The 16,260-nt window shown below is 47.4% G+C and carries 14 protein-coding genes and 2 pseudogenes; 9 read left to right on the top strand and 7 right to left on the bottom strand.

Annotated elements, in window-relative coordinates; all coding sequences use genetic code 11:
• Positions 1–1,022 precede the first annotated feature (1,022 nt).
• On the top strand, positions 1,023–2,249 hold the full coding sequence (locus OX459_RS27260; RefSeq protein WP_289907365.1) for a hypothetical protein: 1,227 nt from the start codon (positions 1,023–1,025) through the stop codon (positions 2,247–2,249).
• A 7-nt stretch (positions 2,250–2,256) separates the two neighbouring features.
• Here OX459_RS27260 and OX459_RS27255 read toward each other — a convergent pair whose 3' ends face one another.
• Genes OX459_RS27255 through OX459_RS27245 form a run of 3 tightly spaced genes read right to left on the bottom strand, consistent with a single transcriptional unit; the run spans position 2,257 to position 5,383 of the window.
• A complete protein-coding gene (locus OX459_RS27255; protein WP_289907364.1) occupies positions 2,257–3,270 on the bottom strand; it encodes a radical SAM protein in 1,014 nt (337 codons plus the stop codon).
• A complete protein-coding gene (locus tag OX459_RS27250; RefSeq protein ID WP_289907363.1) occupies positions 3,245–4,492 on the bottom strand; it encodes a hypothetical protein in 1,248 nt (415 codons plus the stop codon). The genes OX459_RS27255 and OX459_RS27250 overlap by 26 nt, the downstream gene beginning before the upstream one ends.
• Positions 4,493–4,549: 57 nt before the next feature.
• Positions 4,550–5,383 (bottom strand): FAD-dependent thymidylate synthase, encoded by an 834-nt coding sequence (locus tag OX459_RS27245; RefSeq protein ID WP_289907361.1) that lies wholly within the window; start codon positions 5,381–5,383, stop codon positions 4,550–4,552.
• A 780-nt stretch (positions 5,384–6,163) separates the two neighbouring features.
• Here OX459_RS27245 and OX459_RS27240 point away from each other — a divergent pair.
• Positions 6,164–6,391, top strand: a complete 228-nt coding sequence (locus OX459_RS27240) for a hypothetical protein (RefSeq protein WP_258002763.1) — start codon at positions 6,164–6,166, stop codon at positions 6,389–6,391.
• A gap of 26 nt (positions 6,392–6,417) precedes the next feature.
• On the opposite strand, the gene OX459_RS27235 is transcribed toward OX459_RS27240, so the two are convergent.
• Positions 6,418–7,332 carry a GIY-YIG nuclease family protein gene (locus OX459_RS27235; RefSeq protein ID WP_289907359.1) on the bottom strand — a complete coding sequence of 305 codons (915 nt, stop codon included), beginning with the start codon at positions 7,330–7,332 and terminating at the stop codon, positions 6,418–6,420.
• Positions 7,333–7,441: 109 nt separating this feature from the next.
• A complete protein-coding gene (locus OX459_RS27230; RefSeq protein ID WP_289907357.1) occupies positions 7,442–7,855 on the bottom strand; it encodes a DUF1249 domain-containing protein in 414 nt (137 codons plus the stop codon).
• A gap of 169 nt (positions 7,856–8,024) precedes the next feature.
• Here OX459_RS27230 and OX459_RS27225 point away from each other — a divergent pair, with 169 nt between their 5' ends.
• Positions 8,025–8,897 carry an HNH endonuclease signature motif containing protein gene (locus OX459_RS27225; RefSeq protein ID WP_289907356.1) on the top strand — a complete coding sequence of 291 codons (873 nt, stop codon included), beginning with the start codon at positions 8,025–8,027 and terminating at the stop codon, positions 8,895–8,897.
• Positions 8,898–9,170: 273 nt separating this feature from the next.
• Here OX459_RS27225 and OX459_RS27220 read toward each other — a convergent pair.
• Positions 9,171–9,824: pseudogene (locus OX459_RS27220) on the bottom strand (transposase); the annotation flags it as partial.
• A gap of 202 nt (positions 9,825–10,026) precedes the next feature.
• Between OX459_RS27220 and OX459_RS27215 the strand changes: the two are divergent.
• The 6 genes and pseudogenes from OX459_RS27215 (at position 10,027) to wbaP (ending at position 14,885) form a co-directional block, all read left to right on the top strand.
• Complete coding sequence (locus OX459_RS27215; RefSeq protein WP_289907355.1) at positions 10,027–10,782, top strand: HNH endonuclease; 756 nt, start codon at positions 10,027–10,029, stop codon at positions 10,780–10,782.
• 354 nt (positions 10,783–11,136) lie between these two features.
• Positions 11,137–11,523 carry a hypothetical protein gene (locus OX459_RS27210; protein WP_289907354.1) on the top strand — a complete coding sequence of 129 codons (387 nt, stop codon included), beginning with the start codon at positions 11,137–11,139 and terminating at the stop codon, positions 11,521–11,523.
• Between the two features lie 588 nt (positions 11,524–12,111).
• Positions 12,112–12,357 carry a hypothetical protein gene (locus OX459_RS27205; RefSeq protein ID WP_289907353.1) on the top strand — a complete coding sequence of 82 codons (246 nt, stop codon included), beginning with the start codon at positions 12,112–12,114 and terminating at the stop codon, positions 12,355–12,357.
• A gap of 235 nt (positions 12,358–12,592) precedes the next feature.
• The gene (locus tag OX459_RS27200; RefSeq protein ID WP_289907351.1) at positions 12,593–12,949 is read left to right on the top strand and encodes a diacylglycerol kinase; all 357 of its coding nucleotides are present in this window, start codon (positions 12,593–12,595) and stop codon (positions 12,947–12,949) included.
• A gap of 302 nt (positions 12,950–13,251) precedes the next feature.
• Positions 13,252–13,344, top strand: a pseudogene (locus OX459_RS27195) (hypothetical protein); the annotation flags it as partial.
• Positions 13,345–13,415: 71 nt separating this feature from the next.
• Positions 13,416–14,885 carry an undecaprenyl-phosphate galactose phosphotransferase WbaP gene (gene wbaP / locus OX459_RS27190; RefSeq protein ID WP_289907350.1) on the top strand — a complete coding sequence of 490 codons (1,470 nt, stop codon included), beginning with the start codon at positions 13,416–13,418 and terminating at the stop codon, positions 14,883–14,885.
• A 294-nt stretch (positions 14,886–15,179) separates the two neighbouring features.
• Here the strand turns inward: wbaP and OX459_RS27185 are convergent, their stop codons facing one another.
• Positions 15,180–16,259 carry a glycosyltransferase gene (locus OX459_RS27185; protein WP_289907348.1) on the bottom strand — a complete coding sequence of 360 codons (1,080 nt, stop codon included), beginning with the start codon at positions 16,257–16,259 and terminating at the stop codon, positions 15,180–15,182.
• Between the last annotated feature and the right edge of the window lies 1 nt (position 16,260).

Here is a 16,260-nt window from a genome sequence, read left to right as displayed (position 1 = left end):
CCAAGCATGCTGCCTGCTGTTTGAACTCAGGGGAAAACGTACGTCTTTGCTTGCTCATCAAACACCTCTCCATGGCGAGCATTCTCGCCTAAATCAGTGTCCGGGTACATTAAACCACTACAGGGCGACGTGCGTACGTTATGAGCCATCAGACCTTCTAACCTACCCATCGCAAGGGCGTACCCAGGCGGCATGGGGTCCCATAGGTTAAGGCATGTAGGTGGAAATGAGATGGCTCTTGCGTTACGGCGTCTGGAGGTCATGAGTCATTGGAGCTTTTGACCTGTCCACGAAATCTGCTTTTTTAATGAGGCTTGCCGCAGCCAACATGCAAACACCAGCAGTAAGGTGATAGGTCCACCAGCTATGGAGTTGGAAGGAAAAGTTGCGTCAGGAGCCGTAAGACGCACCAAAGTACAAGGCGGCCCCAATCATTTATTGGGTCTGCGAGCCGTCGGCAAGTTGGCAGATCCAAACATGATGCCGCACGGTGTCTATTGAACTGTTCACCTACAAGCGACGGGTTTCGCCTGTGCCTCAAGCACGGTACCCGGAGCCCGGTGCGAAATTGACGTATGGCGTATCCTAGAGGGCGAAATAATTTGCAATTATTTGGCAGTTGGTATGTAATGGTAGCGGATAACCCATGTATTTCACTTGTGAAACTTTCTAATCGTAATTAATTTTCGGAGATTGAAAATGCCACAACATCCATCCCTTTCCTTTGCTGCGTTGAAAAAAGTCGAAGCTGTCCTCGTCTTGTCGAAGGGAGACCGCACCTTCTATGACAGCCTGTTGAACAATCCAGGGAATGCAGTACTTCAGTTTGGTATAGATATGACTACGAATGAGATAGAAGCTCTCTCTGACGTAATATTGGGTACAAGCAATTCGCCCTTCGTAATCAAACCCGCTACTAGCAACCTTGATAAATTCGAACTACTTCGTACTCAGTGGAAGCGTGTAAACGCATTTCATGCGACGGGAATATGCTAGATCGCAATATAATTATTAAGTAGATTTTGAAATCTTTAAATTTAGTCGGTTTAGATCTGCTATTAGATGATTCTGGTGTATGGCATTTCTTAGAAATCAACGAAAACCCCATTGGGCTTGCGTTTGCCGAAACGTTGTTTGAGGATTACTTCCATAAAGAATTTAAATCCCCTATAAAAGAAATATGTGATGTCTTATGTCAAAACGATGCACTAAGAATTGGGCTAGTGCTTCCATATAAATTTAGCGTAAAGAACTCTGTCGATGAAGATGATTTCTCGTTTTCCAACATTGGCAGTGAAATTACTCATTCGACGCTGGGTATAATTGATGATTTCAGAAGAATAAAAAGTGAACTTGAACTAAGAGGCAAAAAATGCTATGTTCTTGACAAAAATTCTGTTTTCGAACGTAATGGCAACATTATTTCTCTGTGGGGCGAAAAACTTGACTCCGTTTTAAATAGATGTGGGATTTTTCACTGGTCCCAGTACGCGGGAAAAACTAGGATTGTTAATGATGTTAGAGCACGATTAGTTTGCAAAAATAAATTTTTAGCACAAAAAATATTTTTTAGCATGGGCAATGCGAGCAAGCACCCCTCGTACTATTCCTTTAATCAAACTGTATTTTTCGAAAACTCCGAAAAAACGGTATCTTTTCTAAGCAAGCTGTCCGATCAAGATTCCTGGATAGTAAAAAAACCAAATTGGGGAGGTGGCAGTAATGGAGTGACTCGCTTGTCCGCGAAAGAAGCGCTAATGCAGGTATTAAAATTGCCGTTTACTTTATCATATCAAACAGATTTTATGCAGGCTGCGGCTCCAAATTCATGGATATTAGAAGAATGGTATCCATCGAAACCTGCCTATAAAAATTCAAATCGCTACCAGTTTGATGTGCGCGCAATTTTAATAAATGGAAATTTTGTTCTTTGTCATGCGAGAAGAGCTCTTGCGCCGAGTAAATTTCTAGAAAGTATGCCTGATGCTGAGGCATCATGGCTTACGCCGTTAGGGAGCGGGCTACCAATATTTTCCGAATGTAACGCAGATCATGATGGTGTGATTTTGACGAATGAAGAATTACAAGGCTGTATAGCGTTCTCTGAGTCAATTGTCAAGAATTTAGAGCGTTGGTGTGGAACAATAACATGTAAAGACATGCTTTCATTTTTGCCACAACCCGGAAAATTGTATGGCAAACTTTCTCAAGGAATTGAAATAAATGTGCAAAATAATCTTCCTGGTTAAAACCTAATCACAATTTGATATCCTCAAGTTTCATTGCGCGTTCCGCGTCTGAGTAGCGTTTCACCATTTGTTCAAACCATGCTTTCTCAGCAGTGCTCTGCACCTCACTCCATAGGTCTGATGAATATGTACCTCTTCCTTCCCATGCCGAAAATTTTTTGATTTTCAAAATAATTGTCCGCAACGGGAGATAATGATGTATTTTTTGCAGCCTATCAAGAAAAATAGAAATCTTAGCTGCTACCCCAATATTCTCAATTCCGGTAAAAGTCGCATATGCATAAAAATCAATACCGCAATCAATAATTGATTGTACAACATCAAATTGCCTAGCATATAAATATTTATTCGAATTTGTATTAAAACAAAATGATGATTCGTCAAACCCTTTAAAGCAGCCAATCCTAGAGTATTTACCGTAATTTCTCAAACGCTCTATATCGAAGTCTGACAGAATATCGCGAAATAGGCTATTGGAAAGATTATCTTCTGATCTAAGGTATACCGTACTATCCAATCCCCGTGCCTCCAAGGCACTGAGCATTAATATAGGCCACTCCGGAACCAGATCAGGTTGTCCACCTGACAAATCAATAATATTAGGTCGATCTTGTTCATTAAGATAAAGATCTATTATTTGTTCACAGTTTAGCCATTTTCCGTATTTTGGATTCCCAGAAAGCCGGTTTTCATCTACATAGCAATACCAGCATCGCCAGGTGCATCCTGATAGCTGAAAAACCTGTGTTTTTACTGGTCGAACTGTGGGATAGTTACTCAGCAAAATTCGTTGTATTCTATTTCTCTCTATCTCGTCTAACGCACCGCCATGCAGCTTAAAATTGGAAAAAATTCTGACTCTACCCATTCCATCACAATTCGAAATTGTATACTCGTCTTTCTCCTCTTTACTGCTGCTCATATCAGAAATAAGAAATTTCTTTTCCCGCGAATTAAAAATTCTATCTCGCATCTTGGTGATCAACTTATCTGAATCAATAATTCCACGAGAGGGATTCATAGGATTTTTCTATATAGTGTGAATTTATTATGTCGCTCATATCGTGCGAACTGACGGTTCCGTTATCATGAGATACCAATAGTTTTTTTTCGCTAGCCCAATAAGCTACAGCAATCGGCATGGTTAAGAACTCTAGACGGTCAAGCGAAATACAGGTATTAGTGTCCCATAGTTGTATGGTGCCGTCCCCGCTAGCAGATGCACAAATGCTACCAAAGATATGAGCTATCGTCCAAACACGTTCGGTGTGCTCAACAAAACGCCGGACCAATCTCAAAGACGAATCGAAAATAGCAACTGAACCATCATAAGAGGTTGAAACAAAAAAATTATCAACCGCTAATACTGAAGTAACACAAGAAGAATGCGCCCGAATTTCGTAAATTAAATCAAGCTTTATCGCACACCAGAATTTCACTACCCCATCTGCGCCGCCTGTTACTAATATTTTTTGACAAGAACTTAATGCGACAGACCAAACACATTCGTTACTTACCAAAACGGACTTAATCGGAGTGAGATTATTGCTATCCCAGTATGTTAGCAATCCATCACCAGAAACTGACCATAAGAATAACTCATCTCGCGAGAGTATCAAATCATTCACCCAGCGCCTATGGGCAGTTACTTGCTTAGACTGAAATCCCGAAGATATGTTAACGACTCGAATAGTGCCATCAGTCAAGGCAGCGAAAACGCTCCCCCGGCTTTTAGATAAAGCTACAGAATTTACCCAGCCATCACAAATTTTTATTTCAAAAAAATTAGGACTATTGTCGATATTTCGCCAAACACGTATGCTCCCATGCGCGCCTGCGCCAACTACATCGAGACCGTCACTGCCCGAAGACATCCTCCAAAATTTGGAAGTTTGCGGAGGTCTAAAAAGACTTGCCACTACTCCACAGGCTATCTTTCCCTCATTTTCTGCAACTACTCGTAGGTATTCGCCAGATGCAAAAAATTCTTCGAGAATTGAATAACCTCCAATAAACTCCTGAAACAAGAAAAGCTGCGGAAAAAAATCCCAACTTGACCTTTCTTGTACCTCATCTCTCAAATGTTTATTACGGGAAATGTCAAAAATTAAGACACTAGGAACAAACCTTTTGACGAGTTTGATGGCCTTTTCAGTCAGTTCGCTGCGCTGATAGCAAGATGAACCAACAACGAACAGAACACATAAATTTTCCTCAAGAAATTCGGTAAGCGAGATTTTCATAGCTGAGCTACCTAGATATGTTCCTAGTATTAATAGACTAGAAGAAAAATTTCTGATTTATGTATTGAATTCTTGTTCTACCATAGTTCTAAACTGATACCAGCCCCTAAAGTTTTTGTTCCACTCATCAGGAGTAGCCAAAGGAAATGCTTGATGCTCCACGGGAGATGCGTGAAGTGGCTGCGAGCCGACGAGGCGCGAAAAAAGTTGCAAATCCTTATCCATTTCGGGAACTATCCCGTCGTGAGTCAAATACGAAACTCGTGCACACCGAGCAGCACTTATCTTTGCCAACAATAAAGGATCCAAAATTAGACGACGCTCTTCCATTGTGACGTACGGAAGATGCCAACCTAAGGGAACAGTTTTCGGCTCAGTTATGGTGCGTGGATCAGATCGTTCCATTGCAAGTTTCATTGCCTTTGCCAGCTCGAATATTTCTGGCTGAGCATCGGCATGGTTACGAAGTAGGAAAAAGTTCTCCCATTCAGTAGCGCTTACAATTACTGATATGTATAAAAAAGGTTCTAATAATCGATTAACAAGTTGTTTATGCAGACCTAATGTGTTCATTTTCTCAGCTTGCTCTATTGCACTGGCTGCTGCTGCAAGCCAAATTTCCTTTGCATGTTTCTGAGTTTCAACATCTACCTCAGAACTAGCCTGCATTCCTGGCTGATTTTTCCCCCAATGCAGGGGGCACGCCGGATTGATTTTTACCTGATCAATTAGCTTTCTAACCGGAATAGCTCTGCTAGAGCTTGCATTTCTACTAAACACTCTATGCGTCATAAGTTCAGCATGAATAAACCGGGGGTAGGCCAGCTGAAACGTCGTCAACCTGGCGCCGCTAGGAGCGCAACTATCCTCAATAATTTTTACTTCAATCACAATTTTTACTCCTATATCCCACTTTTATCTCGAATCGAACTTATCAGTTGCCAATTATCAAGAATTTACAATTTTAGCAAGTCCTTTAGTCTACGAACTTCTCTCGTATTTGTCGATAAAAAGATATGCTTCCAGTGTGTGGACTGCGAACCGTACCAATTTTTACATGCAGAAACCCGAAGTCGGTTACTTGCCATATGATAATTCTCGGAAATATCGGTCGCCGCTATTGCCCAAGCACACATTAGAGTGTGTCGTCGTGAAGGGCAATTACGCTAGTCTCGAATCGAGGTCAACAGATTAGTCAGGATGTTTCAGGTAAATGTGAGCGGCAGGACCATTCCACTTAAAGTACACATCATAAGCGTTCAAAGCTTCTAACGTAGCTCTCGCAGCCCCGCATTCATGCGGGTTTTAAGCGGATACCCCAGCGGGTGTGATGGGAAATGAGGTGGCTGCACACCGAAAATTGCTGTCACAGCGGATGTTGGCATCAGTTGATCGCGACAAGATGAACAGGTTTTGACCTGCAAGCTGGTCGTTGCCTAGCCGGTGAAAACTGTTGATGGTAAAGGCTCTTTAAAACACACCAGAGCCTACATCATGAATGCGAAGATTACTTCAACCGAGCTGCCGAAGACAACGAACGACCACAAACCGGCAATGCCGTCGAACACGACCACTGTCTCGCAAACATCCGTGGCCGGTGCATCGCCCAGCGTGACTGGACCGATTAAAACCGCCGCTACGCCGATTTCATCGACGCCGACGGCAGATAGGATGGGAAGCGAAGGAAAACCCGATACAGGCGTGTCAACTACGCCCAAGACCGAGAAGAAGCCGAAGGCGCCGACGAAGATGGAAATCGCATCCGCCATCTACGTGCGCATGTCGAAGCAAAAAGATATGACCCGCAAGCAGATCGTTGAACAGTTTGTAGCCGAAGCGAAGTTGAGCGCAGCGGGTGCCAGTACCTACTACCAACTGATCAAGGCGAAGCTGGGTTGATAAAACGATTCTCGACGAGACACAGGTTAGATAAGGTCAAGGCCGCTTTCGAAATATTGCTTGAAGGTCGTGCCGTCATCTAGCTTCCAGTTGTCTCGTCCGTTGATCGAGTATCCAGTGACGATTCCCGCCGCTTGCGATGGAGTCTTGAACATATGGTCGCGTCTAAAGATCAACTTCTCGTTTAAGCTTTCCAGCACTCCAGATGCAATCATCATCTGTCTTAGTGCGACAGCCCCGCCGGTTAGACTCGAAGCTGGCTTCAGGGCCGCATCTGAGCCTTCCAAGACGACCATGCCCTCTTCCGTCCAAACAGCTTTGGCGTGTAGGCCGCTAACCCTAAGATGAAAAACGGAAGACGGCTCAAGAACCTTGGCTGCTGGCGTAGGGGTATGCTTATCCAGAGCAGTGTTTTGTGAGTCTATAACGTTTCTGCGGACGACAAGGGGATCTAGCAGGCGATGCCCCAAGACCCCAAGAAGCGTCTTTGCAAAAGCCAAAAACTCCTCCATCGCATCCCGATCAGCTCTTGGTAAAGCTGGAAGCGCTGGTGTCTGATTATTCTCCAGCTGATAGCGGTTTACTTCACCTGCCATCACGACCAGGCGCGCTTCCAAATAGCGTACATGAGCTTTCGTAAGGTTTTCGTCTTTGCTGCTGAAACTCACCAGCTCCGACCAAAACTCCTTCCCTGACAGGTGGCTGTGCAAGCGATCAGCGAGCACTTCAGCTTCGCCGATATATGCGATTTCGGCACCAGTCTCGTCATTCACACCGAACAAAATATAAACCCCGGGACGTTGGACCTCGGGCCACTCGCGTAATTCGCTAAAAAGCGAGCGAGGACATGCAAGAGCCTGCCCGGTCCAGTTTGCTATTTCGGCGTGACGAATGCCAGCTACCGTGTCGTTTGGAAGATAGATCCTTATGCTTTTTCCCATTTCTCTGCCCTAGCTTGAAGTGCTAGAACAATAGCAGAACACGAGGCTGCGGTTCCATGAAAAACGCATCCGTAGGTCATCGATAAATATCACACTAGAGCAACGATCGCTACGCAGCGTTTTCCCTTCGTTCAGATTTCGGCTGGCTTCGCCCTTCAGCAATCATCTTCGTCAGCCACTGTTCCAAGAAATTGTTCAGTTCCGCTTTTGCAAGCGGGCTGAAGGCCATCAATTCTGGGCAAAACACTTTGCGAGAGCCGAAGCAATCACTGTACGTCAGCGCGCCAACGGTCTCCGCCAGCGGAAACACTTCGATGGTCATATCAGGGGCAGGTATCGCTGCACCATGCAGTCGCTGGATGTAGTGGCTCATACGAAGCACCAAGCGATGCTTATGGCGCTCGATCATGTCTACATGCACATCGGTATGTCCAAGCGCAGTGAGTTTAGCTGGTCCGTTCATCTCATGCAGGCTGGGGAGAAGTTGCAGCAGCTTGATGTAGTTTTTTTGGTAGAGGTCCATGTTGGTTCCGTGTTATTTTCGATACGGGAACCATCCATGAAAACATGAAGGCAGACAACGCAGTCCGGGTATACATTGTCGGCCAGCTAACCATGTGAGAGCGAGATGTTTTATCGAAAAATGACTATGAACGCCCTCAAATTTAAACCAGCATCAGGAGTAGTAGGCCTTGAAAAAGAAGAAAGAGCAAAAGAAAAAACTAGCAACCGTTTTTCTCAATACCGATGCGGTCTCAAATAGGGACTACAGCCACCACGACGCCTGGATCAAAAATGAAGTCATCATCACTAGCGGGGAATCCTTTTATCAGGAAGAACTGGATAGCATCGCTCGTGGTGCAACTATTTTTGTTTACGCTAACCTCATAGGGGTTGTGGCTGCAGGTACAGTACTTGATGAGCATTCCGTTGCCGTCACTGATCCCAACCTTCTCGTATCGGATGAATCGCTTGAGTACCAAAAAAAGGTTTCTTGGTTTGCTGACATTGCTAGAAATCCGGTTCATTACAAGATAGTCAAAGATCTTTGCGGTACACCTTCACGAGCAGTACGATCTATAGTCACGAATAAAGATGCTTTGCGGGACTTGGTAGCAGCCCATGCAAGTGATGCCGATATCGCAGCAATCGAAGCCAAGTACGCCCACAATCCTACGGAAGCGCGAGCATGGGCGTTAACGCGTCTGTGCCAGGGTAAATATCGCGACGACTTGCTTGCACTATGGGATGACCGGTGTGCAGTTACTGGGTGTTCCTTGCTTCCCGTACTGCGTGCCTCTCATGCGATACCTTGGTGTTCATCTTCCAATGCCCAGCGCCAAGATCCGAACAATGGCCTTCCCCTAGTTGCCACGCTTGATGCACTGTTTGACCGCGGCTTGATCGGCTTTGCTGATGATGGGATGATGCTCTGCTCCACGGCATTTACAACGACTGACCGCCAATTGCTTGGTGCTCCGGCAAACTTGCGCAAAACGCTCAATGATGCCCAGAAGACGTACCTTCGTGCACATCGAGAACGGTTTCCGCTACTAATCCCTTAATCCACGAGGATCCTCACCTGTGACGTCACATGCAGGAAAGATACAATTTGGGGTGGATTCAATCGGTGCGATAGGAATTTGTGATGTAAGGCGCTTCGGGCACCTTAGCCAACGGTCAGATTTTTTTCAACCGGCCATCGCAGCACACATCAGCAGATTTTTTGACTAGATGTGGGGTCGAAAATGTGATGGCAAGTAACTCGTTGATTAAGGTGGAATTTTGGTGTGATCGCAGACTCATGCGCTTCAGAGCCGCATGAACAGTGGCTCTTGACCTGAGCCACGCGTCATCATTGAACGCGCATCCGGATCGGTCAGCAAGATCTGCGTTTCGCCAGTCGCTTCCAGCCTCGCTTCGATTTCCTTGAGGGCAGCCATCTGCGATTTCATCGCCGCAATCTTGTCGTTCAGTCGGGCGCTGCGCGCTTGCTTCGCCGCCGGTTCCTGCCTGTCGGCCGTATCCAAGTCTCCCAAATAGCGGTTAATGTTGGCCTCGATTTCTTCCATCCTGCGCTTGAGCTTGGCCTGCGTGAAATTGCGCTCACTGCTGTTGACCGCCTTGAACTTGCTGCCGTCAATCGCAACGACCGCATCAGCAAACAGATCCAGTTGCTGGCATAGCACGACGAACTGCCGGCAGACGTTACGGATTGCCTTGCCGTTGTCCTTGCTGAAGTTTGCGATCGTCTCGAAGTCCGGTGTCAGTCATCGCATCAGCCACATAAGTTCGACGTTACGCTGCGCTTCGCGCTCGAGTCGCCGGCTTGATTGGATAGGATTGAGGTAGCCGTAAATGTAGAGCTTGAGTAGCACGGCTGGGTGATATGCCGGCCGTCCTGTTTTTGCTGGCTGAACACCCTCAAAGCCCAGTAGTTCTGGCAGAAGCGTACCTTGCCCTCTGGCGTCGCCTTCGATAAAGCGTTTCATCTTGCACCTGTATTGATGAGATACTGGCTTAACGTTTACCCAGCGGCATCCGTTTACACGAAAACAGCGTTTTTACACGGCCTGGGCCAAGAGCAGACTTTCGGACTGCCTTAGGACGCGGCCACGAAAATACCCTCGGGGGACCCCGAGCTGGGACGGTTTAGAAAGATTTTTCCCCGTCGAAATTATTAAAGGACAGCTAATGAAGATCAAGGACGTAGCAAGCAGTGCGGTGGAAGAAGCAATGCAGATTTTCGATGCGCAGTGGCGGGGTTCGGACGAATACAGCGGCTGGGAGCGGAATAAGAACTATGCGTACGCGATTGATCACAAAGGCCAGCTGTACCCGCCCAAAAAAATTATTTCCATCGCTACCGATACGCCGGCCAACACCTTTTACGGTGGCAGACCTTCGAATACATACTTAAGATCGCGTGGATTTACCATCGTTGAGCTAGAGAGGGACGACTCCCAGCAGGCTAACGAGGATGGCCCGTTTAGCGGGCTACTCAAGGAGATTGGGACTGAGGGCGAAAGTGAATTCTATCCCGGCAATCAAGAGGATGCACGCGATAGAACACTGCGTTCCGTGGTACAACGGCGCGGCCAACCTCAATTTCGGGCTGATCTGATTAAGGCTTTCGACGGAAAATGTGCCATCTCAGGGTGCGACGTCGTGGCTGTTCTGGAAGCTGCACATATTACGCCTTACTTGGGCCCTGCGACCAACACGATCACGAACGGCCTTCTGTTACGTGCAGATATTCATACCCTATGGGACTTGGGACTCGTTGCCGTCGATCCAGAGGAGTTTACCGTGTGGGTCAGTCCCATCCTTACTGCGCCGATGTATCGGGCTCTGGAAGGAAATCCACTCCTCATGCCACCGCAAAAGCACCGCCGTCCTTCAGTGGAAGCACTTCAGGTCCAATGGGATAACGTGCGGCGTCTTCAGTAGAAAAGGGCTGGAGGGAAGCGGATTACCCGGACAATTCTATACGGGCGCGAGCGGTATATCTTGGCGAAGCAACCGTGGGCCACAGGTACCCGGAAGGACCGCTTTGGGTCGTACCGGCCTGTGGCGGCCATCATTGAATTTTTCAACCTGGTACCCTGCTATGCTGGAGCGAACGGCAGGATTCAGTCAAAAGCGGACCGGGGGTAGATGGCTATCGCGTGATCACGAAGACGTCTACAGCACAAATTGGCAAGCGATGTGTCCGCTAAAAATCGCAGAATTTTATGAAGCATCCGCCTGCCCATCATTCAAGCGCCCCACTAAAGCGGGCTGTTAACTCAATGGGAGAAAAATGTGAAATTCTGGAAATTCGAGATGCCGACTGAGCAGCAACTGGACGCGCTCGTCGCGATGGGCGAACTGCCTCCGCCCGTCGCGGTTGCTGGCCTATCCAATACTTACGACGACATTGCGCGCAAGCTCAGACCTGGGGATGGTGTTGTGCTTGGAAAACTAAAAGGCGAAGAGGGCAAGATCGTAGTGTTTGGAAAGGTTCGGAAGGTGGGAAGTACGCCAAACTGCATCGAAATTCAGTGGGCTAAGGCATCACAAGATGTCTTTCCGACCGGAAGTGGATTGACGCACTGGCAAACCAAAACAGCATTCGAGATATCATCGCAGCCGGCGGAGCGATATGGTCTACGGCGATTCATCGACTTCCACATCAAAGATGGGACGTAACAAATGGTTCGACCGGACACGCTCCGGGATTGCGACTCGGGCAACTTCTACACTATTCCTTGTTACGTACGTCCGCTTCGGGGTGCGGATTCAACCGGCCATCGCAGCACACATCAGCAGATTTTTTGACTAGATGTGGGGTCGAAAATGTGATGGCAAGTAACTTGTTGATTAAGGTGGAATTTTGGTGTGATCGCAGACTCATGCGCTTCAGAGCCGCATGAACAGTGGCTCTTGACGAGGTGGAGGGGCTTGGGAAGCTTCTGCTCTACCATTGAGCTACACCCGCGAAGCCTGCATTTTACGCGGGATGACGAGGACTTGGCAAACTTGTGCGGCGCTTTCGAATTCCCCGGGAATTCTCCCATGCTTTGCAAAAAGACATGTGAAGACGCATCGGTAGGGCATCATTTTTGTTGATAGAGAACAACAACGCGAACAGCCAGACGCGGTGAATGATCAGCTATGCGGCTAAAATACACCAAATTATTGTCGCCGTAGCCTGTACGGCGCAGACTAGCAAGAGAAATGTTGCTACAATCATGTGACAGTTTAGCATTCCCGCTGTTCAACCTAAAAGGATATCCCATGAAGAAAATTCTGATCGCTTCGGCAATCCTGTGCTTTGCTTCCGCACAAGCCATGGCTCAATCGGCTCCAGTTCCTGCTCCAGCAGCAGCTGCTCCAGCAGCTGGCGCTGCCGCCGGCGCCACCGTTGCCGGCCTGAGCACGAGCGCCCTGATCGCCATCGGCGCAGCAGTTGCCGTTGTGGCCGGTGCAGCTAGCTCGGACTCGACCACCGCGCACACGACCCCAAGCCACGTCACCAAATAATCTGTCGACGCCTTTGGCTGAAACAGACAAGACCAAGCCCGCGGACTGACGTCAAACCGCAAGACGCTGGCTTGGTCTCACGAGAAGCCGGCCTTGTCGTACGCAGCGCCACTTCCTCGATAAAAGCCCTTTTTCATTTCTTGAAAACGGGCTTTTTATTTTTCTTCAATAATGCGCGCGCCAAAAGCAGCAGCCGTCAGGAAAATGAAACGCCCTGACCAATCATGCATAGTTAATGAAAAACCAGCCTCTCCACAAACGCATGGGATTTGCCCTGCAAGGCTTGGGCGCCGCCTTCCGCATGGAATCGAGCTTCCGGCTGCAATGCCTTGCCGCCCTCCTGGTATTGCTTGTACTTGCCTGGTGCCAGCCAGCGATGATCTGGTGGGCTTTGTTATTGCTCAACTGTGGCATGGTCCTCGCGGCGGAGCTCTTCAACACCGCCCTCGAAAATCTGATTGATCACCTCCACCCGGCCCTTCATCCCAGCATCAAGATCGTCAAAGATTGCGCCGCAGCAGCCGTGCTCATTCTCAGCATCAGCGCTCTATGCGTGTTTGTTGCTTTTTTGCTTGAAAACGTTGCGTGCTAAGCAGGAATACCGGGGGAGCAAACTACAATACAGGACGAGCCAAAGTGCGTGCCTCTCTGGCTCCATGGAGTCGGGAGAAAGTACAAATATTCTTGTACTGTACCTCTGTCGGCAATATTGATTTTTTGCCAGTATGTACGCCGCAGCATCCAAGCGCGGCAAACCGGGCAAGTTTTAAAGCATGTCGAATGATGAATTACTCAGTTCTATCCAATTTACATTAATGCATACATGACTACTCCCCCTCATACCGGCAATTCTTTGCGCTGGTTCCGGTTCACGTTTATGGTCATTTTTCCAGCAAGGTTCCTTTGGAATTAATTGAAATCCAATCGGAAAGTTATTGGGGTAAAGACGATATCGCGTGGTTTGAAGTGCGTTATGGCCGGGGATGAACTACCGCGCACGCATCAAGAAATAGTCTTACGCAATTCACACTGAAGTTTATAAGGTTTAGCAAGTCATCATGAAACCAATTGAAAGCATTTTTATACAGAAGACCAAGTGGTATTGCAGCAACCAGGCGGAGAAATATTTCTTGACCATGGCTGATGTATTGGCGATGTTCATGGCATTTTTGGTGGCAGGCTTGCTCACTTTGGATTACCATGAACTCAGTGCATTAGATACCGACATGGGCACCTCGCGAATGTTCAGCTATTGCCTATTGTCCCTCGTGACAATTGCAGGCTTCAAGATGAAGGGACATCATGCTAAACGCCGCCCGTATTCCAACGAAATCAAGGAAATCCTGAAAATCGCACTGGTCATGGGCCTGATCGATGCAGCTCTAGTATTCCTCGGCAAGCGCGATTCCTCGCGCGCAATGCTGCTGACTACATGGTTACTTGTCCCCGTCTTTGTCCTGTTGGCGCGCGCGTTGGTAAAGTACCCGCTACTGAAAGCCGGCGGGTGGATACGTCCCATGGTTATCGTCGGCTGGGGTGACAATGCCCTGCAAACGGCCCGGGCATTCGATGAAGAAGCGTTAATGGGCTATCGTTTGATCGCCTTCCTTATCCCGGAGGGGCAGGAACGCTTCATCCATCATTATCTCAATCGCAATGGAGAAACCATACCTTGGTTGCCAATGGGCGCGGCGCCGGAAGAAACATTGGCCCGCCTTGGCAATCCACATACGGTGGTCGCCCTGGAGCAAGGTGGCATCGATGCGTATCAGAGCATGATCCAGCAAGTGAGCCGTCAAATTGCCAATATGCAAGTGGTGCCTGCCGTACGCGGCTTGCCGCTGTATGGGATGGAAGTCAATCACTTCTTTACGCATGAAGTATTACTGCTCACCATGCGAAATAATCTTGCTCGGCCGGGCCTACAATTGATCAAGCGCAGCTTTGATCTGGTGGCAGCCATTGCAATCATGATCATCGGCTCCCCTATCCTTTTATGGATTACAGCTAAAGTCATGACATCCGGCCGGCCGGTATTCTATGGACACAAACGAGTGGGACAAAATGGCAAACACTTTCTCTGCTATAAATTCCGCACCATGGCCGTCAATGCCGATGTCCTGCTCAAGGAATTATTGGAGCGCGATCCAGAAGCCAGGGCAGAATGGGATCGCGATTTCAAATTGAAAAATGATCCCCGTATCACCCCCATCGGCCACCTGTTACGCAGAACCAGTCTTGATGAACTACCGCAACTATGGAACGTACTGAAAGGCGAAATGAGTCTGGTGGGGCCCCGCCCGGTGGTAGATGCTGAATTGGAGCGTTATGGCAACCAGATTGATTACTATCTAGAAGCAAAACCCGGGGTGACTGGCCTTTGGCAGGTCAGTGGCAGAAACGATGTCAGCTACGATACCCGTGTCTATCTGGATGCCTGGTATGTGAAAAATTGGTCATTATTCAATGACATCGTTATTTTGCTCAAGACCGTGAAGGTCATATTCAAAAAAGATGGTGCATACTGAATAGAAGGAGATAGGAGGCGCAGCGCGCATTGCAATTTCTGATTGCCACGCGCGCTTGCGTCACTTCTCCAGCCATGTCAAAACCCTTGAAGCAGGCAGCGTAGCCATTCACGATGCTTGGGACGGTGATGCGAAGTCATCTTTCTTCGCATGGCTTTCGTTCCCTGACCGCAGTCGATAACGAATTTTATTGCGTCAAATTTCTTAAACTAAAGAAATTTATCAAATCGCAACTACGTCCGCCCAAGCAGCCGCCAGCTTTCACTCAGCATATCGTACGACATATTTAATGTTTTAAGAGTGCTGAATAAATTCCTGAATGTTCTTCTTGAAGACTTCCACGGAAAATGTGTTCGCATGTGCGCGAATATCATCAGGTACAAGCACTGCCGAACATCGTTCGTATCTTTCAACGGCGCCATTGAGCGATTCAACGGTGCTGTCGGAGAAAAAGAATCCAGTTTTACCATCAATCACTGTTTCCAAGGCTCCACCTTTTGCCAATGCAATAACCGGCCTTCCGGAAGCCATTGCCTCCAGCGGTACGATGCCAAAATCTTCAACACCCGGAAAAATAAGCGCTTGGCACTCGGAATACAATTTCTGAATATTGGCAAATGATTGCCGACCGAGAAAAGTAATATTGGATTTAGAAATCTTCTGCAACTTTTTCAGTTCACTTCCTTCACCGACGATGATCAGTTTTTTTCCGCTTTGATTAAAAGCATCAACGGCCAAGTCTGCTCGCTTATAGGGAACCAGTTGCCCCAGCATCAGATAATAATCAGAAATATCCTTGGAAATGCTAAAATCAGCCATGGAAACCGGAGGATGAATAACCGTTGCCTCGCGCCTGTAAAATTTACTGATACGCTGTGCAACGAAATTGGAATTCGCAATAAATTTATCAACCCGCATTGAACTTAACGCGTCCCATATTCTGATCCTATGCATCAAAAATGGCATAAGAAGACGCGTAACGAAACCAGAACTCCTGCGATAGTCATGATACATATCCCACGCATAGCGCATGGGAGAGTGGCAATAACAGATATGTTTCACACCGGGAGGTACAACAATTCCCTTTGCCGGCCCACTTTCACTAGAAATAACAAGATCATATTTACTGAAATCAATTTGTTCCAATGCCATCGGCATCAATGGCAGATATTTTTGATAGAGTTTTTTGGCAAATGGCAGACGAGATATAAAAGTTTCATAGAGCTTATGGCCGGGAAATTCGCGCTCAGCCATCTTCATGTCAATAACATGGGCATAAATATCAGCCTCGGGATACAGTTCTGCCATTGCCTGCAAAACCCTTTCACCACCCCGCATGGTAACCAACCAGTAATGTACCAATGCTACTTTCATC

It is taken from the genome of Janthinobacterium sp. SUN026 (assembly GCF_030397625.1).
Taxonomy (GTDB): domain Bacteria; phylum Pseudomonadota; class Gammaproteobacteria; order Burkholderiales; family Burkholderiaceae_D; genus Janthinobacterium; species Janthinobacterium kumbetense.
The sequence above is the reverse complement of the archived record's forward strand: the minus strand, read 5'-3'. Positions and strand labels throughout refer to the sequence as shown.